The sequence below is a fragment of the Shimia sp. MMG029 genome (assembly GCF_027947445.1).
In the GTDB taxonomy this organism is placed as follows: Bacteria; Pseudomonadota; Alphaproteobacteria; order Rhodobacterales; family Rhodobacteraceae; genus Shimia.
Map to the genome: position 1 here is coordinate 105,023 of NZ_JAQJIM010000005.1, position 17,999 is coordinate 123,021.

The following is a 17,999-nucleotide window of genomic DNA, read 5'->3' on the forward strand; positions in this document are numbered from 1 at the left end:
ATTTGCCCCCCTCAAGTGTAGTGAATGCGCCGCTCAATCAAGCGGAACTGGAAAATGGTCAGCGCCAGCACAAGCACCATGAGAACGACGGATTGTGCAGACGAACCTCCAAGGTCATTGCCGCGGAAGCCATCCACGTAGACCTTGTAAACCAGCGTCATCGGGTTGTTGCCGGGCTCGCCTTTCACAAGGGTGTCAACGATGCCGAAAGTGTCAAACAGCGCGTAAGTGATGTTGATGATCAACAGAAAGAATCCGGTTGGTGCGAGCAAAGGGAAGGTGACTTGCCAGAAGCGGCCTGTGGCGGAACGATTGTCGATCAACGCAGCTTCACGCACAGCTTTCGGGATGGACTGCAGGCCAGAGAGGAAGAAAATGAAGTTCACTGGCACCTGCTTCCAGACGGATACGATGACCATAGCAATTGCAGTGTCATTGAAGTTTACACCCAGTTTGAAATCCCAGCCCATGCTGCGTGCGAGCTCGGTCAGCGGGCCCCAACTTTGGTCAAACATGATCAGCCCGATAAAGCCTGCAACGGGAGGCGCAACCGCATAGACCCACATCAGCAAAGTTCGATAGCTGCGCGCGCCGCGCAGCACTTTGTCTGCTTTCACGGCAAGCAGAAGCGCCAGCGCAAGCGAGAAAAAGGTGACGAGCGTTGTGAACACCAGCGTGAACCGCGCAATCTTCATGTATTCGCCACTGCCTGCGAGGTCTTTGTAGTTATCGACCCCCACAAAGGTGGAACCAAATCCAAACGGGTCCTGCAGATAGAATGAAGATTGGACCGCATGGGCAGCAGGCCAATAGAAAAAGATGGCAATGATGATCAACTGCGGCAAGAGCAGCAAGATCGGCAACCATCTGGTGGTGAAACCGGCGCGTTTCATGGGAAGTGTCCTTTGAAAGAAGGAGCGGCCGCGATACTGCGCGGCCGCTCTTTGTGTGTTTGACAGAGGGTGTTAGCTCTGAGTTTTGGCGAATTTTGCCAGCAGGGCGTTGGCTTCTTTTTCGATGGTGGCAAACGCGTCCTCGACCGAGGTTTCGCCAGTCAAAATGCGACCGTATTCGCGGTTCATCACGTCACGGATCTGCACGTAGAAGCCCATGCGGTAGCCCTTGGTGTTATCACCGGCAGGCAGGGACAGCTGTTTGATGCCGACTTCTGCAGCTGGCGCGCGGTCATAATGGCCATCTGCTTTTGCCATTTCATAGGCGGCTTCGGTGATTGGCACATAGCCAGTTTCCTGGTGCCAGAAGTACTGGGTCTCTGGCTGGGTCAGGAATTCGAAGAACGCAGCGGTTGCTTTGTTGTCCTCAGCATCGTGGCCCGACATGGCGAAGAGGGATGCGCCACCGATGAAGGTTTGCTTTGGCTCAGCGGTCACAGCTTCCCAGTAAGGCAGGTAGGTCGCAGAGAAATCGAACGGCAGATCTTTCTTGGACAGGCCGCCAAAGGAGCCAGAAGAGCCAAGCCACATGCCGACTTTGCCTTCTTCAAATGGGGTTGCGTTGTCGCCCCAGCCTGTGCCGAACCATTCAAAATATCCAGCGTCCTGCCATTCGGTCACGGCAGTGAAGTGAGCTTTGATCGCGTCATTGTTCACCAGGATTTCGGTGCCCTCGGCGCCTTCATAGCCGTTGTTGTTGGTGGCAAAAGGCAGATCATGACGAGACATGAAGTTCTCGGTGAAGATCCAAGGCAGGTGGGATTGAGTCAGCGCGGTATACCCGGCTTCTTTCAGCGCAGGTGCAGTGACCGTCTGGAACTCTTCCCAGGTTTTTGGCGGCTCAACACCCGCTTTTTCGAACGCCTGCATGTTATAATACATGATCGGCGAAGAGGAGTTGAACGGCATGCCGATCATCTTGTCATCGGCGTCTGCATAGAAGTAGCGTACGCCTGAGATGTAGTCGTTGATGTCAAAGTCCACGCCATTGTCGGTCAGCAGATCCTGCACCGGCACAGTTGCGCCTTTGGCGCCAATCACGGTCGCTGCGCCTGCGTCAAATACTTGAAGGATGTTGGGCTGTTCGCCTGCGCGGAATGCGGCGATGCCTGCGGTCAACGCTTCTTCATAGGTGCCTTTGAAGACAGGAGTAATCTTGTAGTCGTCTTGAGACGCGTTGAAGTCTTCGGCAATCGCATTCACGGTTTCGCCAAGCGCGCCACCCATGGCGTGCCACCAGGTGATTTCAGTTTCGGCAAAGGCAGAATTTGCCACCATTGCGAATGCGGCCGCGGCCGTGCTGGTCATGAAATGTTTCACAATTGGTCTCCAGTTGAGTCAGCAGATCGCCACAGATCTGCCTGTCCTTTTTCCGTGAGCGATCGCCTCGAAAAGACGATCCAAGTAAAATCCGATCGCCCGCAAAAAGCGGTGCGTGATATGTGCGTATGAGCTGCACACGTGTTCAACTAACGGGGTTATGCGACAGATCTGTGAAGCGAATTTTGCGTTTCTGTAACGATTTGCTTGCCGGTGCTGTGTTCGATTGAACAATGCCGCGTACCAAGCGCGCGCAGCATGATGTTTCAGACATGAACGCGCGACGTGGCGCCTTATTGCTGCAAAAACTCTACGAGTCGTTTTGCAAGGCTGTTTCTGCGCGATGTCCCCATCCAGACAGCTTGAATAGAGAGCGGTGGCAGTACCCAATCAGGCAAAAGGCGCAGCAGTGAGCCTTCAGCGAGATCGTCAGCGACCAAGGGTTCCGGAAGATTGCCAAAACCCACGCCTGCAAGTGTTCCGGCTTTCGCTGCGAGGATGCTTTGCACACTCAATTGGCAAACATCTAGTTTGATTTCCTGTGTATTCTGTCCCCGGATCAACGAAAACACATCGTTAGAGCGCCCCATGGAGACGAAAGGCATGCTTTCTAGGTCTTTCGGTTGTTTTGGGGTACCATGGCGGATTAGAAAATCGGGTGTGGCCACAAAGACATGTTGAACAGAGCCAATCTTTTTACGAGTCAGACTGGAGTCTGGTAGGTCGCCAATGCGAATGGAAAGATCATAGGCTGCATCCACGATGCTCACGATGTGATCGCTGTATTCGAGGGTGAGCGCCACGCTCGGGTGACGCAGCATAAATTCCATAACGCGTGTTTCAAGATTGGGATCGGGCACAAAAGCTGGAAGTGCAATCTTTAGTGCTCCGGCTATGTGTTCTGACCCGGCCTTGATGCGGTCCGTTTCAAGTTCAATGCCTTCAAAGCCGCGTTGAGCAGCTTCAAACAGGCGTTTCCCATTTTCTGATAACGAGAGTTTCCGCGTGGTGCGATGAATCAGGGTTTCTCCCAATTCGTCTTCAAGTCGTGAAATATGATGACTGATAACCGACGGCGTAACACCGAGTTGTCTGGCGGCCTTGACGAAGGCACCGGTCTGACCAACGGCGACAAACGCCACAAGGCTTTGGGCATAACGATACATTGCTTCATTATATCGAATAAAGAAATCGAATAAAGCCGTATAGTCATACAAAGCGTCGTCGACTACATTCGTTGGGTAACATATGTGAGGCTGCTCAATGACGTCATTGTCGCAAACAACGATCTTTTCGCCAAGGGCACGTGGGTACGTCACGCAGCTAACCCAACACTTTGGTCACAAGATCCGGGTGGAGCATGTGGAAAGCGAAGGTGAATGCACCGCAGTTTTTCATTTTTCAGCCGGCACAGCCCATGTGAGAGCCGATGAAAAGTCGCTCACACTGTCTGCTCGGGCCGCAACGGTTGGCCAGCTCAGACAAATCGAAGACATTATTGGCGCTCATCTTGAACGCTTCGCTTTCCGCGAGGATCTGCGCGTGGTTTGGCCAGAAGAAAACAGCATAGAATAAGGTGAGACATATTATGAAAATTTTGGCGACAACGGCGGCTCTTTTTCTTGCCACTTCTGTCTGTGCACATGAGGCGCCAATTCATGAACATACAGAACTTGTCCCGATCCCGGCTTATGAATTGTCGTATGGCCCTGCATCAGGAGCGGCGGCTCTGCGCGCAGTAGAAGCTTTCTTGGCGCGCGTTGATGCCGACACCAAGGCGCAATTTATGTTCGCACTGGACAGCCCGATCCGTACAAAGTGGTCAAATTTGCCGGCTGGCATTGTCGATCGTTCTGGTATCTCCGTGGGGGAACTGGACGATGAACAGCGCAAATTGTTGTTTGCCTTCCTTGCCTCGTCCCTTGGACAAGAGGGCTATGAAAGCGTTGCAGAAGTGATGGCTGCAGAGACCTTCTTAAGCACCGACAGACGCGCTAAGCGGCTGCAATGGGCGCCTGAGAACTACTGGCTGTCTATTTATGGCACGCCTGATGCAAATGCCCCGTGGGGATGGCAATTCGGTGGTCATCACCTGGGCCTTAACATTTCAATTGAAGGCAATCGCGTTGAGACCATGTCCCCCACATTTGTGGGCACAGAGCCTGCGATCTTCACCGTGAATGGCACGGACTATGAGGCGGTGCGCGACATGCATCTGTCAGGGTATGCCGTTTACACAGCACTGGATGAGGCCCAACAGGCGGCCGCGCATGCCGGGAAAGTGCCAGAAGATGTGTTGACGGGGCCGGGCAACGACGGGCGTATTCCGTCGATGATTGGTCTGTCCGCATCAGAGATGACAGGTACGCAAAGGGCGGCGTTGCTGACTGCGATCAACGAATGGGTATCTATTCAACCAGATGAGAACGCCAAATTGCGTATGGCGGAACTGGCTGAAGGTCTGGAGGAGATATCCTTCGCCTGGGTTGGTACAGATGAGGTGAACACCCCCACTTACATGCGCATTCAGGGGCCGACGCTGATCATTGAAATGCTTTCAACAGGTGGGAACGTAGGCAGCAGCGCGCAAGGTGCTGGGCACTATCACACCATGTATCGCAACCCCACCAAGGACTATGGAAAATAAAGTTCTGAGATGCGCGTCAACCTTTGAGATCTTGGGGATTGCCCGCCTATCTGTTCGCGAAACAGTGACGCAAGTGTCGCTGCTAGCATAGGCCGTATGGTTCAGTGCTAGGCTGCGAATAAAATGTCGCACCCTGCCATTGGTGGCCAATTCGCCGATCTTTTTTGTGCGCGACTAGCTTGAAACCTTCCTTCCCTTTGAGAGCTTGAGCAACATTCGCGCCATCCAAGTTTTTTTCGCCGGAACCCCACTGTTGGACCGTTAAATGTATGCCCTGTGACACAGCAACGAAAGACCACGCCATGACCACGAAAAGTTTAACCCGCACCGAAATCAGCCTGCACTGGATTGTGGGGCTGGGTATGATCGCCTTGATTGCGGCGGGTCTGTATATGACCCGTGTCGATGGCGCGCGCTGGCTGTATCCGCTGCACAAATCTTTCGGCATCGTGATCTTTGCTGTCATCTTATGGCGTGTCGTGTTGAGGGTGCGCAAAGGATGGCCTGATGATGTGAGCAAGGGTGCCAAATGGGAGCATGGTGTTGCGTGGGTGATCCATTGGGTATTGATTGTTGGTACGATTGCCATGCCTCTTTCGGGTATGGTGGATTCCTACATGGGGGGACGTGGTCTCACCGCGTTTGGACTTGAAATCCTCGGAGCCAATATGGGTGACAATGGACGCCCAGTCGCAATCAACCGCACCCTGGGTGACATTGGCGAGACGGTTCATGTGCTTTTGGGTAAGGCTTTGGTGGCCGCGATCTTGTTGCATGTCTTGGGCGCGTTCAAGCACCATATCATCGATAGAGACAGCACCCTGCGTCGCATGGTTGGTCGTGCATAAAGCCTGACATACGCGTGGCCGACGCCATGGGGTGTCGGCCAGCGTTACCGCGCTGCGCGACTGGCTACTGCGCGGTTAACTCCACTTACGCAGCCGTCCGCTGTTTGCAGCGTGGTGAAGCATGTGCGCCAGTGCTCCAGTCTCCTACATTATGATGCTGCGCGTTCTGCTCTCGTAGCTTAACAGTGTGAGCGTCTGGCGCATTTGCGGCGAATGCGCGCAAACTCTGTCGGATCTGAAAGTGTTTCTGTCCGAATCCGAGGCCGGAAATGTGCTGACTGCGGCGTAGACAGATGGGAGCAACCAATAGGAGCTCTTATGCGATTCTCGGCGCTGCGACTTTTTAAAGAGGCTTTAACTGGGCACAAAGGCTGGCGCGCGCACTGGCGTGACCCTGAGCCCGCTGATGCCTACGACTATGTGATCGTAGGTGGTGGTGGCCATGGTCTTGCAACTGCATATTATCTTGCCAAGGAATTCGGCGGTGCACGCATTGCTGTGCTGGAAAAAGGCTGGATTGGCGGTGGCAATGTTGGACGGAACACCACGATCATTCGCTCAAACTACTTGTTGGATGGGAATGAGCCATTTTATGAATTCTCGCTGAAGCTTTGGGAAAATCTTGAGCAGGACTTCAACTATAACGCGATGGTCAGCCAACGCGGTATTTTGAATCTGGTGCATACAGATGCGCAGCGTGATGCCGCCCGGCGCCGCGGCAACGCGATGATCCTGAACGGATCAGATGCCGAGTTGCTGGACACTGCCGGGGTGCGTGACATGTACCCTTTCCTGAATTTCAATGATGCGCGTTTCCCAATCAAAGGCGGGTTGCTGCACCGCCGGGGCGGGACTGTGCGCCATGATGCTGTGGCATGGGGCTATGCCCGCGGTGCAGATATGCGTGGCGTAGATATTATCCAGAATTGTGAGGTCACGGGCTTCCGCATCGAAAACGGCAAAGTGCGCGGGGTGGAAACAACGCGCGGCTATATCGGGGCCAAAAAGGTCGGTGTCTCTGTGGCTGGCAGCTCCAGCCGGGTGATGGAGAAGGCGGGGATGCGCCTGCCAATTGAAAGCCATGTTTTGCAAGCGTTTGTGTCTGAAGGGCTGAAGCCGTTCATTCCCGGAGTGATCACCTATGGCGCTGGGCATTTTTATTGCAGCCAGTCTGACAAGGGCGGTCTGGTGTTTGGTGGCGACATCGACATGTATAATTCCTATGCCCAACGCGGCAACTTGCCGGTGGTGGAAGACGTGATCGAAAGCGGTATGTCTTTGATCCCAGCGCTGGGTCGAGCACGGTTGCTGCGCAGTTGGGGCGGGATCATGGACATGTCCATGGATGGTTCGCCCTACATTGATAAGACCCATATTGAGGGCCTCTATTTCAACGGCGGCTGGTGCTATGGTGGCTTTAAGGCCACGCCTGCGGCGGGCTACTGCTTTGCGCACCTTCTCAAAACTGACCGCCCTCATGAAACAGCAACTGCCTATCGTCTCGATCGGTTCCTGACCGGGCACATGATTGACGAAAAAGGGCAGGGCGCCCAACCAAACCTGCACTAAGGATACGGCCATGATCAACAAGTTCGCCCGCGACCTGATCGAAAATTGGCATCTTGGCTTTGTGGCCACTGCCGATACTGAGGGCAATCCAAACGTTTCGCCCAAGGGATCATTTGTCATCCATGATGACATCACGATCAGTTTCGCCGAGATCCGTTCGCCAGACACTTTGGCCAACATCAAGGTGCGTCCTCAGCTAGAGGTCAATTTCATCGACATTTTGACCCGCCGGGGGGTGCTCATCCAAGGGGAGGCAAGCTTTGTCGCTCGCGAAGACGCCCGCTACCCTTCGTTGCGGCCACCTTACACCACGCGCTGGCCTGAGCTTGAGCCCGAGTTTTCTGGCTTTGTCGTCATCAATGTGACCGCCTGCAAACCGCTCGCCACGCCGGCCTATGATATTGGCGTAACCAGCGAAGACTTACGCGCCAAATGGATGCAGCGCGTCCGGGATATCAACATCATCCACAAAGGATCGGAGGACGCCGAATGCTGATCGATCACCCATTGTTGGGCCTGCGCGATGCACAGGAATTTACCTATCTTGGCGATGCCTCACTGATCAATCGTCCTGATTGGCAGGCGGAAAATGCGGCGCAGGCGTTTCATGACTATCTGTACCTGCGCGACAACCCTGCGGGTGAACACCGCGAGCTGTGGTTTCACGAACAGGGCGACCGGTCCTGGCTGGTTGTGACACGCAACACGCTCACCCATGAAATTCTGAAAGTCGAATTGGCACGTGATGTGGCCAAAGCGGCAGGGAAGGCAGACTAATGGCGCAAAACAATCGTCTGAGTGGTGGGCTGATCAATCGTGATGCCGCCCTGAATTTCACATTTGACGGCAAAACCTATCAGGGGTTTAAAGGCGATACGCTTGCCTCCGCTTTGCTTGCCAACGGCGTGCGCCTGATGGGGCGGTCATTTAAATATCACCGTCCCCGCGGGCCGCTGACAGCAGGCAGCGAAGAGCCAAATGCATTGGTTGAGCTGCGCAGCGGCGGCCGTCAAGAGCCAAACACGCGTGCGACTGTGGCCGAGCTTTATGATGGCTTCAGCGCGAATTCACAAAACCGCTGGCCCTCGCTTGAGCGTGATTTCATGGCGATCAACGATCGCTTCTCAAATTTCCTGACCGCAGGATTTTACTACAAAACCTTCATGTGGCCGAAGGCTTTCTGGGAAAAGCTCTATGAGCCGATTATCCGCAAGGCGGCGGGTCTTGGCAGCCTGACCGGCGAAGATGATCCGGATCATTACGACAAAGGTTTTCTGCATTGCGATTTACTGATCATCGGCGCAGGTCCTGCCGGGCTGGGAGCGGCGCTGACTGCCGGACGCGCAGGCGCGCAGGTTATTGTGGCAGACGAAGATTTCCGTATGGGCGGTCGGCTGATCACGGAAACTGACGCTCTATCTGAGATGGCAGGCGAGGCCTGGGTGGCGCAGACGCTGGCAGAGCTTGCGTCGATGGGCAATGTGCGGGTGATGCCGCGCACCACCGTTTTTGGCGCCTATGACCACGGCATTTATGGCGCTGTAGAGCGCAATGCCGATCATCTGATCGCCCCGGCAGCGGATAAGCCGCGCCAGACGTTGTGGCGGATCTATTCCAAACGCGCCGTCATCGCGACAGGGGCGATTGAACGCCCGATTGCCTTTGAAAACAACGACCGTCCCGGCGTGATGCTGGCGGGCGCTGTACGAGCCTATGCCAACCGCTGGGCGGCGACACCGGCACAGTCTGTGGTGGTCTTTGCGAACAATGATGACGCACATCAGACCGCGCGTGATCTTATGGCACGCGGTGTTGCGGTGCCTGCGATCGTTGACACCCGCCCGGATGCGCCCGATGTGGCTGGCACAGAAGTGCTCAAAGGAGCGGAAATCGTGGACAGCTCTGGCCGTCTGGGGCTGACCTCGGTACGCGTGCGCACCGCCAACGGTCAGACCCGCGACATCTCTTGTGGCGCGGTGGCCATGTCAGGCGGCTGGAACCCAAACCTGGGCCTGACCTGCCATCAGCGTGGCCGCCCGGTCTGGAATAACGATATTCACGCTTTTGTGCCGGGAGAGGGTCTGCCAGTTGGCCAGATCGTAGCAGGCGCTGCAAAAGGCGAGTTTACAACAGAGGCTGCGCTGCAAGGTGGAGCAGCTGCTTCCGTGGCTGCGCTTTCAGATCTGGGGATCACAGCAACCGCCGCCGATCTGCCAGCTGCAGCGGACGCTCCGGTTGCGATCACACCATTCTGGCATGTCAAAGGCGCAAAACGCGCTTGGTTGGATTATCAGAATGACGTGACAGTCAAGGATGTGAAGTTGGCCCATCAGGAAAACTTCACCGCGGTGGAGCATCTGAAGCGCTATACCACGCTGGGTATGGCCACAGACCAGGGTAAAACATCCAACGTCGGCGCTTTGGCAGTGATGGCGGAACTGACCGGCAAGTCGATCCCAGAGACAGGTACCACGATTTTTCGCCCGCCTTACACACCGGTTGCGATGGGGGCCTTTGGGGGCCGTGCCGTGGGCAAGGATTTCCATCCCACCCGCCTGACACCGAGCCACAAATGGGCAGAAGAGCAAGGGGCCGTGTTTGTCGAAGTTGGCAACTGGCTGCGGGCGCAGTGGTTCCCGCGCAAGGGCGAAACCCACTGGCGTCAGTCCGTTGACCGCGAGGTGCTGCAGACCCGCAATTCTGTTGGTGTGTGTGATGTGACCACATTGGGCAAGATTGATGTGCAGGGCGCGGACGCTGCCGCCTTCCTGAACAAGATTTACGCCAATGGGTTTGCCAAGCTTGCAGTGGGCAAGACCCGCTATGGCCTGATGCTGCGCGAAGATGGCGTGGCCTATGATGATGGCACCGCGGCGCGTCTGGCGGAGGATCAATTTGTGGTGACAACGACCACCGCGAATGCGGTGCTGGCCTATCGCAACATGGAATTCGTGCGCCAGTGTCTGTGCCCGGAGATGGATGTTCAGCTGATCTCGACCACCGAGGCTTGGGCACAATATGCGGTCGCTGGGCCCAACAGCCGAAAGCTGCTTCAGAAAATTGTCGACCCTGAATTTGACATCTCCAACGAAGCCTTTCCATTCATGGCTTGCGGCGAAATCACCGTTTGTGGTGGTTTGCGTGCGCGGCTGTTCAGGATCTCGTTCTCTGGCGAACTGGCCTATGAAATCGCGGTGCCGACCCGTTATGGCGACGCCATGATGCGTGCGCTGATGGAGGCGGGCGAGGAGTTTGATGTTGTTCCGTATGGTACCGAAGCGCTTGGCGTTATGCGGATTGAAAAAGGTCATGCAGCAGGCAATGAGCTCAATGGCACCACGACCGCGCTGAACCTCGGGCTTGGGCGCATGGTCAGCACCAAAAAAGACTGCATCGGCAATGTGCTCAGCCGTCGCGAGGGGATGAACACCCAAGACGCTCTGGCACTGGTTGGCGTGAAACCGGTCAACGCCGCCGACCCGGTACCTGCAGGGGCGCATCTGATGAATGCGACCGGGCCGGTCGATGCAGCGCATGATCAGGGCTACGTCACCTCTGCGGCCTACTCGCCAATCCTTGAAAGCTCCATTGGCTTGGCTTTCGTTAAGGGCGGTTTTGATCGCAAAGGTGAAAAGCTGCGGCTTGTGAACCCGCTGGAAGGTCAGGAAACCCTGGTCGAGATCGTCAGCGCCCATTTTGTGGACCCTGAAGGGGAGAAACTTCGTGCATAAACTCAAAGCAATCACTCCGCTGGGCAGTGACACGCCGCGTATCGACACGATTGGTGCGCTGACCATCTCGGAAGGTGTTGATAGCGCACTTGCATCCGTCGCAGCACGCGCCGGACAGGAGGCCGCGGTGCGTGACCTTCTGGCAGAGACACTTGGTCTGTCATTGCCTGATGTGGGGCGCTCGGCAGACGCTGCACCTCTAGCAGCCTTTTGGTCTGCACCCGAACAGTGGATGATCACAGCGCCACATGACACTCATGAACTTCTGGCCTTTGAACTCAAGACCGTGTTGGGTGATGCAGCATCTGTTGTGGAGCAAACGGATGGTTGGTGCCGTTTTGACGTGATTGGTGACACGCTTGAGGATTTGTTTGAGCGGCTCAGTAATGCGCCGATCCGCACAATGGGGCCGAGCTCTGTGCGCCGCACCACTGTTGAACATGTTGGTGTGTTTTTGTGGCGTCTCAGTGAATCACACGTCGCCGTGTTTGGACCGCGTTCTTCCGCAGCCTCTTTGCATCACGGGTTGATCTCTGTCGCCAAATCCATCGCGTAGCGATGCCTAAACTATCATATGGGGCGCTTTCTGCCGAAAGCGCCCATGCGTCATGATTAAACTCTAGCGACTTAGCCTGATGGCAAAGCGTCATCACTGCCAACGCGCATGGAGTTCTTTGCGCGCCGGTCACTTACAGGTGTCACCCCATAGGTTTCACGATAGTAGCGAATAAAGGTGCCTGGTGTGGCGTAGCCCACCATATACGCCACTTCAGCAATCGAGACATTGGTGTAAAGCACGAGTTGGCGCGCCTGCTTCATACGCATGCGCCGGTAGTAAACGAGGGGGCTCTGGCCTGTCGCATTTTTGAAGCTACGCTCCAGTGAGCGCGCAGAAAGGCCCACAGAGGCCGCGACTTCGCTGATCTGGATCGGGTTCTCAATGTGTTCAGCAAAATGCGCAATCGCTTTGGCAATTTGACTGGGCAGCAGATCTTCGCTTTGCGGTGTTGAAATTGCAGGGACTTTCTGAGTTACATTCTCGCTGCGGATGAAGGGGTGCTGAAACCAGCAGGCCACCTCCGCCATGATGTCGCCGCCCAGTCTTTCCTCAATGAGCTCAAGCATGTGGTCAAACACGGCCGAGGCGCCCGAAATCGTCGTTATGGAGGCTTCTTTGCAGATCACAGATCCATTGATTGGGATGTGTGGAAATTCTGACTGGAACGCAGCCTCATAACACCAATGCACTGACAGCGGTGTGTCCCCAGTCAGATTGGTGCGTGCCAGAGGGAACACGCCGCCGCTTATGGCGCCAATTCTGGTTTTGTTGCGGATCAGGCGTTGAAGCGCAGCGTTTGCTTTGGATGGGGCGTCAAATGCGCTGTTGGGGCTTGAGGCAAACAGAAGGTGATCTAATTTTTCTACCTCTGACAGAGCGAGATCGGGTGCGAATGTCACTCCGGCGGATGACTGAATAGGGGCTGTGCTTTCGGAGATCACTAGCCAATCAAAAGCGGTTTGGCCGGAGATTTCATTGGCTGCACGCAATGGTTCGATACAAGACGTGAGGCAAGCCATAGGAAAGCCTGGGAAGATCAAAATGCCCAGCGTGGTGCATTCGGGTTGCGGGCTCATTTTTGTTGTTCCTTCTTGAGGCTGTCGACCGTTTCCAAAATATCGGCTTCGAGCCTTTGTGCTGCAGGGCTCATTGCCGAATCGGCACGGCGGAGCAGATGTATATGGCGCTTTGCTTTCTCATCCGCGATAGGGCGAAAAATCAAATCTGTATGGCCTGCAGAGATGGCAGCCATTTCTGGCAGGATTGTGATGCCAATGCCCGCGCGTACAAGCCCCAAGATTGATGTAAGGTTGTGTGCAGAGAAGCGTGATCTTGAATGCAACGCCTCAACTTCGGCCCCAGGCATGCCTTCGGACAAGCTATTGGCGATCAGATGCTCTTGCGCCAATGCGTCCCAGTCGATTGGGTCTGGCGTCAAAGCTAGGGGGTGCTCAGGGGGCAGCATAACGCCAAACCAGTCGGTCATCAGAAGTTGGCTGTGCAGCCCGGTGTCATGGGTGCTGAGCGTGGCGATGCCAATATCGATACGGCCACGCGTGAGCTCATGCAGCACAGATTTTGAATCCATATCACGCAAATCAATGCGGACGCTTTCGTAAGCCTTTATGTTTCCGGAAAAAACACGTGGCATGATCGTTCCTGCGACCGAGGGAACAGTTGCGATGCGCACATGACCTATGCTGGCATCCGCAAAGCTTTCTATGGCTCTGACAGTATTGTCGAAGTGCTGCAGCTGTTGCTCTGACTGCTCCAGCACGAACGCGCCCAGAGCCGTAAGTTTATTTTTTCGGTCGGTCTCAAACAATGGCTCACCAAGATGCGCTTCGAACTGTTTGAGCATCATGGAAACCGCAGAGGGAGTCCGCTTAAGGATGAGTGCGGCGTCGGTGAGGTTGCCGCTGCGAGCGACAGCGACAAAGCCGCGGAGCATTTCAATTTTGAGCGTCATCAGGGGCTTCAGTTTTGTTGAAGTTATCTTCAATAATTTTAGTTTGATTGATTGGCTGAAAAGAGTCCATACCCCGAGGTGACAATTTCTTAATGAGGTGACTCGGCGATGTCTGACATCCAAAAGAACCTGATCGCTGGCGAATGGCTGACTGGCGAAGGCGAAATCGAAAACCACAACCCGTCTGATCTGAGCGATCTGGTTGGCGTGTTTGCTCAGGCTAGCGCAGATCAGCTTGAGGCCACCCTTGAACAAGCGCGCATCGCGCAGCGGGAGTGGGCAGCCTATGGGTTGGAGCGCAAGCAGGCTGTGCTGAATGCGATCGGTAACGAGCTTATGGCACGCGCAGAAGAGCTGGGCACATTGCTTAGCCGCGAAGAAGGCAAGCCTCTGGCCGAAGGCAAAGGCGAAGTGTTCCGCGCAGGTCAGTTCTTCACCTACTATGCCGCAGAGTGCCTGCGCCAGATCGGTGAGAATGCTGACTCCGTACGCCCTGACATTGAAATCGACGTACGCCGCGAAGCGGTGGGTACCGTTGCGATCATCTCGCCATGGAACTTCCCGACTGCGACGGCATCTTGGAAAATTGCCCCTGCGCTCTGCTATGGCAATGCCGTTGTGTGGAAGCCCGCCAATATCACACCTGCCTCAGCCGTGGCACTAACAGAAATCATCAACCGTCAGGACATTCCCAAAGGATTGTTCAGCCTCGTTATGGGCTCCGGCCGGTCGATCGGTCAGCGTCTGGTGGAGAGCCCGAAGGTGGATGCGATTTCCTTTACGGGCTCTGTGCCTGTGGGCAAAGGTATTGCCGCCGCTGCAATCCAGAACTTGACCAAAGTTCAGATGGAAATGGGCTCCAAAAACGCATTGGCGGTGATGGATGACGCGGATCTTGATCTCGCGGTCACGCTGGCTCTTGGTGGCGCATTTGGTGGCACCGGTCAGAAATGTACAGCCTCCTCGCGTCTGGTTGTGCATGCTGCCGTGCATGATGCTTTTGTCGAAAAACTTGTGGCCGGTACTCAAGCGATGAAAGTGGGCCACGCGTTGGAAGCAGGTACTCAGATGGGGCCGGTCGTCAGCGAACAGCAGCTCGCTGAAAACCTGTCCTATGTGGATTTGGGAAAATCCGAAGGTGCGGAACTGGCATGTGGCGGTCAGCGTCTGGAGATGCCGCATCAGGGCTTCTACATGTCGCCAGGTGTTTTCCTGAACACCACCAATGACATGCGCATCAACCAGGAAGAGATGTTTGCTCCGTTGACCAGCGTTATCAAAGTCGGCAGCTATGACGAGGCCCTGTCGGTCGTCAATGACACCAACTTTGGTCTGACATCTGGCATCGTCACCAAATCTCTGGCACGCGCGACGCACTTCCGTCGCAACGCCCGCACAGGTGTTGTGACCGTGAACCTGCCAACCGCGGGCACGGACTACCACGTACCATTTGGTGGCCGCGGCGACAGCTCCTACGGCCCACGCGAACAGGGCAAAGCGGCGGCTGAATTCTACACCACCGTTAAAACCGCATACATCAGCGCAGGTCCTGTTTGATCTGAGTGTGCACGCAGCTGCGCCCGCTTGGGCGCAGCGCTCAAGGCGCGCATGCGCCCTGAATCCGAGACGAAATTTCGCAGATAACACTGCTTGGGCGCTGACCACATAGAAACGGTTGCCGCATCGCTTTGAAAGCCGAATGCACCGAGCGGGGGGAGAGATCATAATGAGCCATTTCCGTATCGACGGACTGCAATACGCCAATTGGTCTGAGAAGATCTTTCGCCAGCTGCGTGAAGGGCAAGTCGACGCCATCCATGTGACTATTTCTTATCACGAGAACTTTCGTGAGACGGTTCTAAATTTTGAGAAATGGAACCGTTGGTTCGAGCAATACCCTGATTTGATTATGAAAGGTCGCTGGGCCAGCGATATCTCCAAGGCTCGTGAAACCGGTCGCACTGCGGTGTTTTTTGGCTTCCAGAACCCCAGCCCGATTGAAGATGACATCGGGTTGGTCGAAATCCTGCACGATCTCGGCGCGCGGTTTATGCAACTGACCTATAACAACCAATCGCTTCTGGCGACGGGGTGTTACGAAGCCGAAGATCCGGGCATTACCCGAATGGGCAAACAGGTCATCAAAGAGATGAACCGCGTCGGTCTTGTTGTGGATATGAGCCATTCAGCAGATCGATCCACGATTGAAGCGGCGGAAATCTCTGAGCGTCCGATCGCGATCACACATGCCAATCCTTACGATTGGTCGCCTGCTCTGCGCAATAAGCGAGACAGCGTGATACGCGCCGTGACCGAAAACGGCGGGATGCTGGGGTTCTCTGTGTACCCGCATCATCTCAAAGGTAAGTCGAACTGCACGCTGGAAAGCTTCTGCGAGATGATTGCGCGCACCGCTGAAACCTATGGGGCAGAGCATCTGGGAATTGGCACGGACCTTTGCCAGGATCAGCCTGACAGCATAGTGGAGTGGATGCGCGTCGGCCGCTGGACGAAAGAAATCGATTATGGCGAAGGCTCTGCCGCTGCGCCTGGTTTCCCACCGATGCCAAGTTGGTTTGAAGACAACCGTCACTTTGGCAACATCGAAGAAGGTCTGCGGGCCACAGGTCTCAACGCCGAGGAAGTTGCGGGGATCATGGGGAACAATTGGCACCGCTTCTTTGCGGAGAACTTTACAGCGCGCGCTTAACGCCAGCCGAGAATACAACACTCAATAATAACGGCCGGGACCTATGATGTGGTGTCGGCCCGACCAACGGAGGGGTCATGTCTGACGCAACTTTGGAAACCGGAGCAAAAGAGGGGCGGATCAACAAGCCGCTGTTTCTGATTTCCGGCGGGTTTATCGCGATTTTTTGCATCGCTGCGCTCGTAAATCTGCAGGCGCTGTCTGCGGCTGTTGACTGGGGTTTCAACGTTTCAGCAACGTATTTTGGTCTGTATTGGCAGGTGCTGCTGCTGGCAACGTTCCTGATTGGTCTGGTGCTTTGCATTCTGCCCGGAGGGCGTGCGATCATGGGCGGCATCACCACGCCTGAGTTCACCACGTTCCAGTGGGGCTCAATGATCATGTGTACACTGCTTGCTGGTGGTGGTGTGTTCTGGGCGGCAGGTGAGCCAATCGCCCACTTCCTGTATTCCCCTCCCCTCTATAGGGCAGAGGGCGCAACCGAAGCAGCGGTTAATCCGGCGATTGCCCAAAGCTTCATGCACTGGGGGTTTCTTGCATGGGCCATTCTGGGGTCCCTCACCACAGTGATGCTCATGCATTATCACTATGAAAAAGGCCTCCCCCTTGCGCCACGCACGCTGCTGTATCCGGTGTTTGGTGATAAGGCGATCAATGGCCCGATTGGGTTGATTGCAGATGCCTCTTCGATCATCGCTGTTGTGGCAGGCACCGTAGGGCCGATTGGCTTCTTGGGGCTTCAGGTCAGCTACGGTCTTGCAGATCTCTTTGGCCTGACTGATGGCTTTGCGCTGCAGGCGACTGTGATCGCTGGCCTTGTGGCAATTTACACGATTTCTGCCATGACCGGCCTGTCGCGGGGCATTCAGATCTTGTCAAAGGTCAATGTTCTTCTGGCGGCTGCGCTTTTGCTGTTTGTGCTTATTGCTGGGCCAACGGGCTTTATCTTCGGCTCGTTCTTCTCAGGTTTTGGCACCTATGTTGGGAACTTTTTCCAGATGGCGCTCTATCGCGGCGACGCTGGGGTCTTTGGTGAGCCAGGCTGGCTTGGCTGGTGGACTGTGTTCTTCTGGGGCTGGTTCATGGGCTATGGCCCGCTGATGGCAATGTTCATCGCACGTGTGTCCCGCGGCCGTTCGATCCGTTCGATCATCATTATGCTCTCCATCGTTGCACCCATCGTGACCAACTTCTGGTTCACCATCATTGGTGGCACGGGCATCGCAATGGAGCTGGAAGCAACAGGTTCGATTTCCTCCGCATTTGAGGGGTTCAATCTGCCGGCCGCACTTTTGGCAATCACCAACAACCTGCCGATGGGGTTTGTGATCTCTATCCTGTTCCTCATCCTGACCACGATCTTTGTGGCCACCACAGGGGACTCGATGAGCTTTGTGATTTCTGCCACCATGAGCAATGAAAACAATCCACCTGCGGCGCTGCGCGTATTCTGGGGGATTGCAATGGGCGTGATGGCAGTGATCTTGATCTCTGTTGGATCGGGCGGTGTATCCAAGCTGCAGAGCTTTATTGTGGTCTCTGCTGTGCCGGTGTCGTTGCTGCTGCTGCCGTCGCTGTGGGATGCGTTGCGCATCACGCTTGCCAAAGGCAAAGCTGAGTAAACGGCCTTTGTTGGGCGCAAAACGCGCCCAACACTCCCCATTCAAAGACTGTCAGGCATCTTGTCACTTTC

At 55.3% G+C, this 17,999-nt stretch carries 16 protein-coding genes; 11 read left to right on the top strand and 5 right to left on the bottom strand.

Annotated elements, in window-relative coordinates:
* Positions 1-11 precede the first annotated feature (11 nt).
* From PJL69_RS13280 to PJL69_RS13290, 3 genes are all read right to left on the bottom strand, one after another.
* Positions 12-893 carry an ABC transporter permease subunit gene (locus PJL69_RS13280; protein WP_271310088.1) on the bottom strand — a complete coding sequence of 294 codons (882 nt, stop codon included), beginning with the start codon at positions 891-893 and terminating at the stop codon, positions 12-14.
* Between the two features lie 72 nt (positions 894-965).
* Complete coding sequence (locus tag PJL69_RS13285) at positions 966-2,261, bottom strand: extracellular solute-binding protein (RefSeq protein ID WP_271310089.1); 1,296 nt, start codon at positions 2,259-2,261, stop codon at positions 966-968.
* 305 nt (positions 2,262-2,566) lie between these two features.
* Positions 2,567-3,490, bottom strand: coding sequence for a LysR family transcriptional regulator (locus tag PJL69_RS13290; RefSeq protein ID WP_271310090.1), 924 nt, complete (start codon positions 3,488-3,490; stop codon positions 2,567-2,569).
* 46 nt (positions 3,491-3,536) lie between these two features.
* On the opposite strand from PJL69_RS13290, the gene PJL69_RS13295 reads away from it, so the two are divergent.
* The 8 genes from PJL69_RS13295 to PJL69_RS13330 all read left to right on the top strand — a co-directional run bounded on the left by PJL69_RS13295 (position 3,537) and on the right by PJL69_RS13330 (position 11,624).
* The gene (locus PJL69_RS13295) at positions 3,537-3,848 is read left to right on the top strand and encodes a DUF2218 domain-containing protein (protein ID WP_271310091.1); all 312 of its coding nucleotides are present in this window, start codon (positions 3,537-3,539) and stop codon (positions 3,846-3,848) included.
* A 13-nt stretch (positions 3,849-3,861) separates the two neighbouring features.
* Positions 3,862-4,920, top strand: coding sequence for a DUF3500 domain-containing protein (locus PJL69_RS13300; protein ID WP_271310092.1), 1,059 nt, complete (start codon positions 3,862-3,864; stop codon positions 4,918-4,920).
* 302 nt (positions 4,921-5,222) lie between these two features.
* The gene (locus PJL69_RS13305) at positions 5,223-5,768 is read left to right on the top strand and encodes a cytochrome b (protein ID WP_271310093.1); all 546 of its coding nucleotides are present in this window, start codon (positions 5,223-5,225) and stop codon (positions 5,766-5,768) included.
* Positions 5,769-6,086: 318 nt separating this feature from the next.
* Positions 6,087-7,337, top strand: a complete 1,251-nt coding sequence (locus PJL69_RS13310; protein WP_271310094.1) for a sarcosine oxidase subunit beta family protein — start codon at positions 6,087-6,089, stop codon at positions 7,335-7,337.
* 10 nt (positions 7,338-7,347) lie between these two features.
* Positions 7,348-7,833: a pyridoxamine 5'-phosphate oxidase family protein gene (locus PJL69_RS13315; RefSeq protein ID WP_271310095.1), complete on the top strand. Its 486-nt coding sequence runs from the start codon at positions 7,348-7,350 to the stop codon at positions 7,831-7,833.
* Entirely contained in the window at positions 7,827-8,114 is a 288-nt protein-coding gene (locus tag PJL69_RS13320) for a sarcosine oxidase subunit delta (protein WP_209100390.1), read from the top strand. Before PJL69_RS13315 ends, PJL69_RS13320 begins: the two co-directional genes overlap by 7 nt.
* The gene (locus PJL69_RS13325) at positions 8,114-11,068 is read left to right on the top strand and encodes a sarcosine oxidase subunit alpha family protein (RefSeq protein WP_271310096.1); all 2,955 of its coding nucleotides are present in this window, start codon (positions 8,114-8,116) and stop codon (positions 11,066-11,068) included. Before PJL69_RS13320 ends, PJL69_RS13325 begins: the two co-directional genes overlap by 1 nt.
* The gene (locus PJL69_RS13330; protein WP_271310097.1) at positions 11,061-11,624 is read left to right on the top strand and encodes a sarcosine oxidase subunit gamma; all 564 of its coding nucleotides are present in this window, start codon (positions 11,061-11,063) and stop codon (positions 11,622-11,624) included. Before PJL69_RS13325 ends, PJL69_RS13330 begins: the two co-directional genes overlap by 8 nt.
* Before the next feature lie 71 nt (positions 11,625-11,695).
* On the opposite strand, the gene PJL69_RS13335 is transcribed toward PJL69_RS13330, so the two are convergent.
* Complete coding sequence (locus tag PJL69_RS13335) at positions 11,696-12,703, bottom strand: GlxA family transcriptional regulator (RefSeq protein ID WP_271310098.1); 1,008 nt, start codon at positions 12,701-12,703, stop codon at positions 11,696-11,698.
* Positions 12,700-13,719, bottom strand: a complete 1,020-nt coding sequence (locus PJL69_RS13340) for a LysR family transcriptional regulator (protein WP_271310099.1) — start codon at positions 13,717-13,719, stop codon at positions 12,700-12,702. Before PJL69_RS13340 ends, PJL69_RS13335 begins: the two co-directional genes overlap by 4 nt.
* On the opposite strand from PJL69_RS13340, the gene PJL69_RS13345 reads away from it, so the two are divergent.
* The 3 genes from PJL69_RS13345 (at position 13,705) to PJL69_RS13355 (ending at position 17,928) form a co-directional block, all read left to right on the top strand.
* On the top strand, positions 13,705-15,153 hold the full coding sequence (locus PJL69_RS13345) for an aldehyde dehydrogenase family protein (protein ID WP_271310100.1): 1,449 nt from the start codon (positions 13,705-13,707) through the stop codon (positions 15,151-15,153). The two genes, PJL69_RS13340 and PJL69_RS13345, sit on opposite strands and share 15 nt — an antisense overlap.
* Positions 15,154-15,322: 169 nt before the next feature.
* On the top strand, positions 15,323-16,306 hold the full coding sequence (locus tag PJL69_RS13350; protein WP_271310101.1) for a membrane dipeptidase: 984 nt from the start codon (positions 15,323-15,325) through the stop codon (positions 16,304-16,306).
* 77 nt (positions 16,307-16,383) lie between these two features.
* Entirely contained in the window at positions 16,384-17,928 is a 1,545-nt protein-coding gene (locus tag PJL69_RS13355; RefSeq protein WP_271310102.1) for a BCCT family transporter, read from the top strand.
* Positions 17,929-17,999 lie beyond the last annotated feature (71 nt).

Excerpts from the sequence above, each read along its gene's own strand:
- PJL69_RS13280 (WP_271310088.1), bottom strand. The coding sequence starts at position 893 with ATGAAACGCGCCGGTTTCACCACCAGATGGTTGCCGATCTTGCTGCTC.
- PJL69_RS13285 (WP_271310089.1), bottom strand. The coding sequence starts at position 2,261 with ATGACCAGCACGGCCGCGGCCGCATTCGCAATGGTGGCAAATTCTGCC.
- PJL69_RS13295 (WP_271310091.1), top strand. The coding sequence starts at position 3,537 with ATGACGTCATTGTCGCAAACAACGATCTTTTCGCCAAGGGCACGTGGG.
- PJL69_RS13300 (WP_271310092.1), top strand. The coding sequence starts at position 3,862 with ATGAAAATTTTGGCGACAACGGCGGCTCTTTTTCTTGCCACTTCTGTC.
- PJL69_RS13305 (WP_271310093.1), top strand. The coding sequence starts at position 5,223 with ATGACCACGAAAAGTTTAACCCGCACCGAAATCAGCCTGCACTGGATT.
- PJL69_RS13310 (WP_271310094.1), top strand. The coding sequence starts at position 6,087 with ATGCGATTCTCGGCGCTGCGACTTTTTAAAGAGGCTTTAACTGGGCAC.
- PJL69_RS13315 (WP_271310095.1), top strand. The coding sequence starts at position 7,348 with ATGATCAACAAGTTCGCCCGCGACCTGATCGAAAATTGGCATCTTGGC.
- PJL69_RS13320 (WP_209100390.1), top strand. The coding sequence starts at position 7,827 with ATGCTGATCGATCACCCATTGTTGGGCCTGCGCGATGCACAGGAATTT.
- PJL69_RS13325 (WP_271310096.1), top strand. The coding sequence starts at position 8,114 with ATGGCGCAAAACAATCGTCTGAGTGGTGGGCTGATCAATCGTGATGCC.
- PJL69_RS13335 (WP_271310098.1), bottom strand. The coding sequence starts at position 12,703 with ATGAGCCCGCAACCCGAATGCACCACGCTGGGCATTTTGATCTTCCCA.
- PJL69_RS13345 (WP_271310100.1), top strand. The coding sequence starts at position 13,705 with ATGTCTGACATCCAAAAGAACCTGATCGCTGGCGAATGGCTGACTGGC.
- PJL69_RS13350 (WP_271310101.1), top strand. The coding sequence starts at position 15,323 with ATGAGCCATTTCCGTATCGACGGACTGCAATACGCCAATTGGTCTGAG.
- PJL69_RS13355 (WP_271310102.1), top strand. The coding sequence starts at position 16,384 with ATGTCTGACGCAACTTTGGAAACCGGAGCAAAAGAGGGGCGGATCAAC.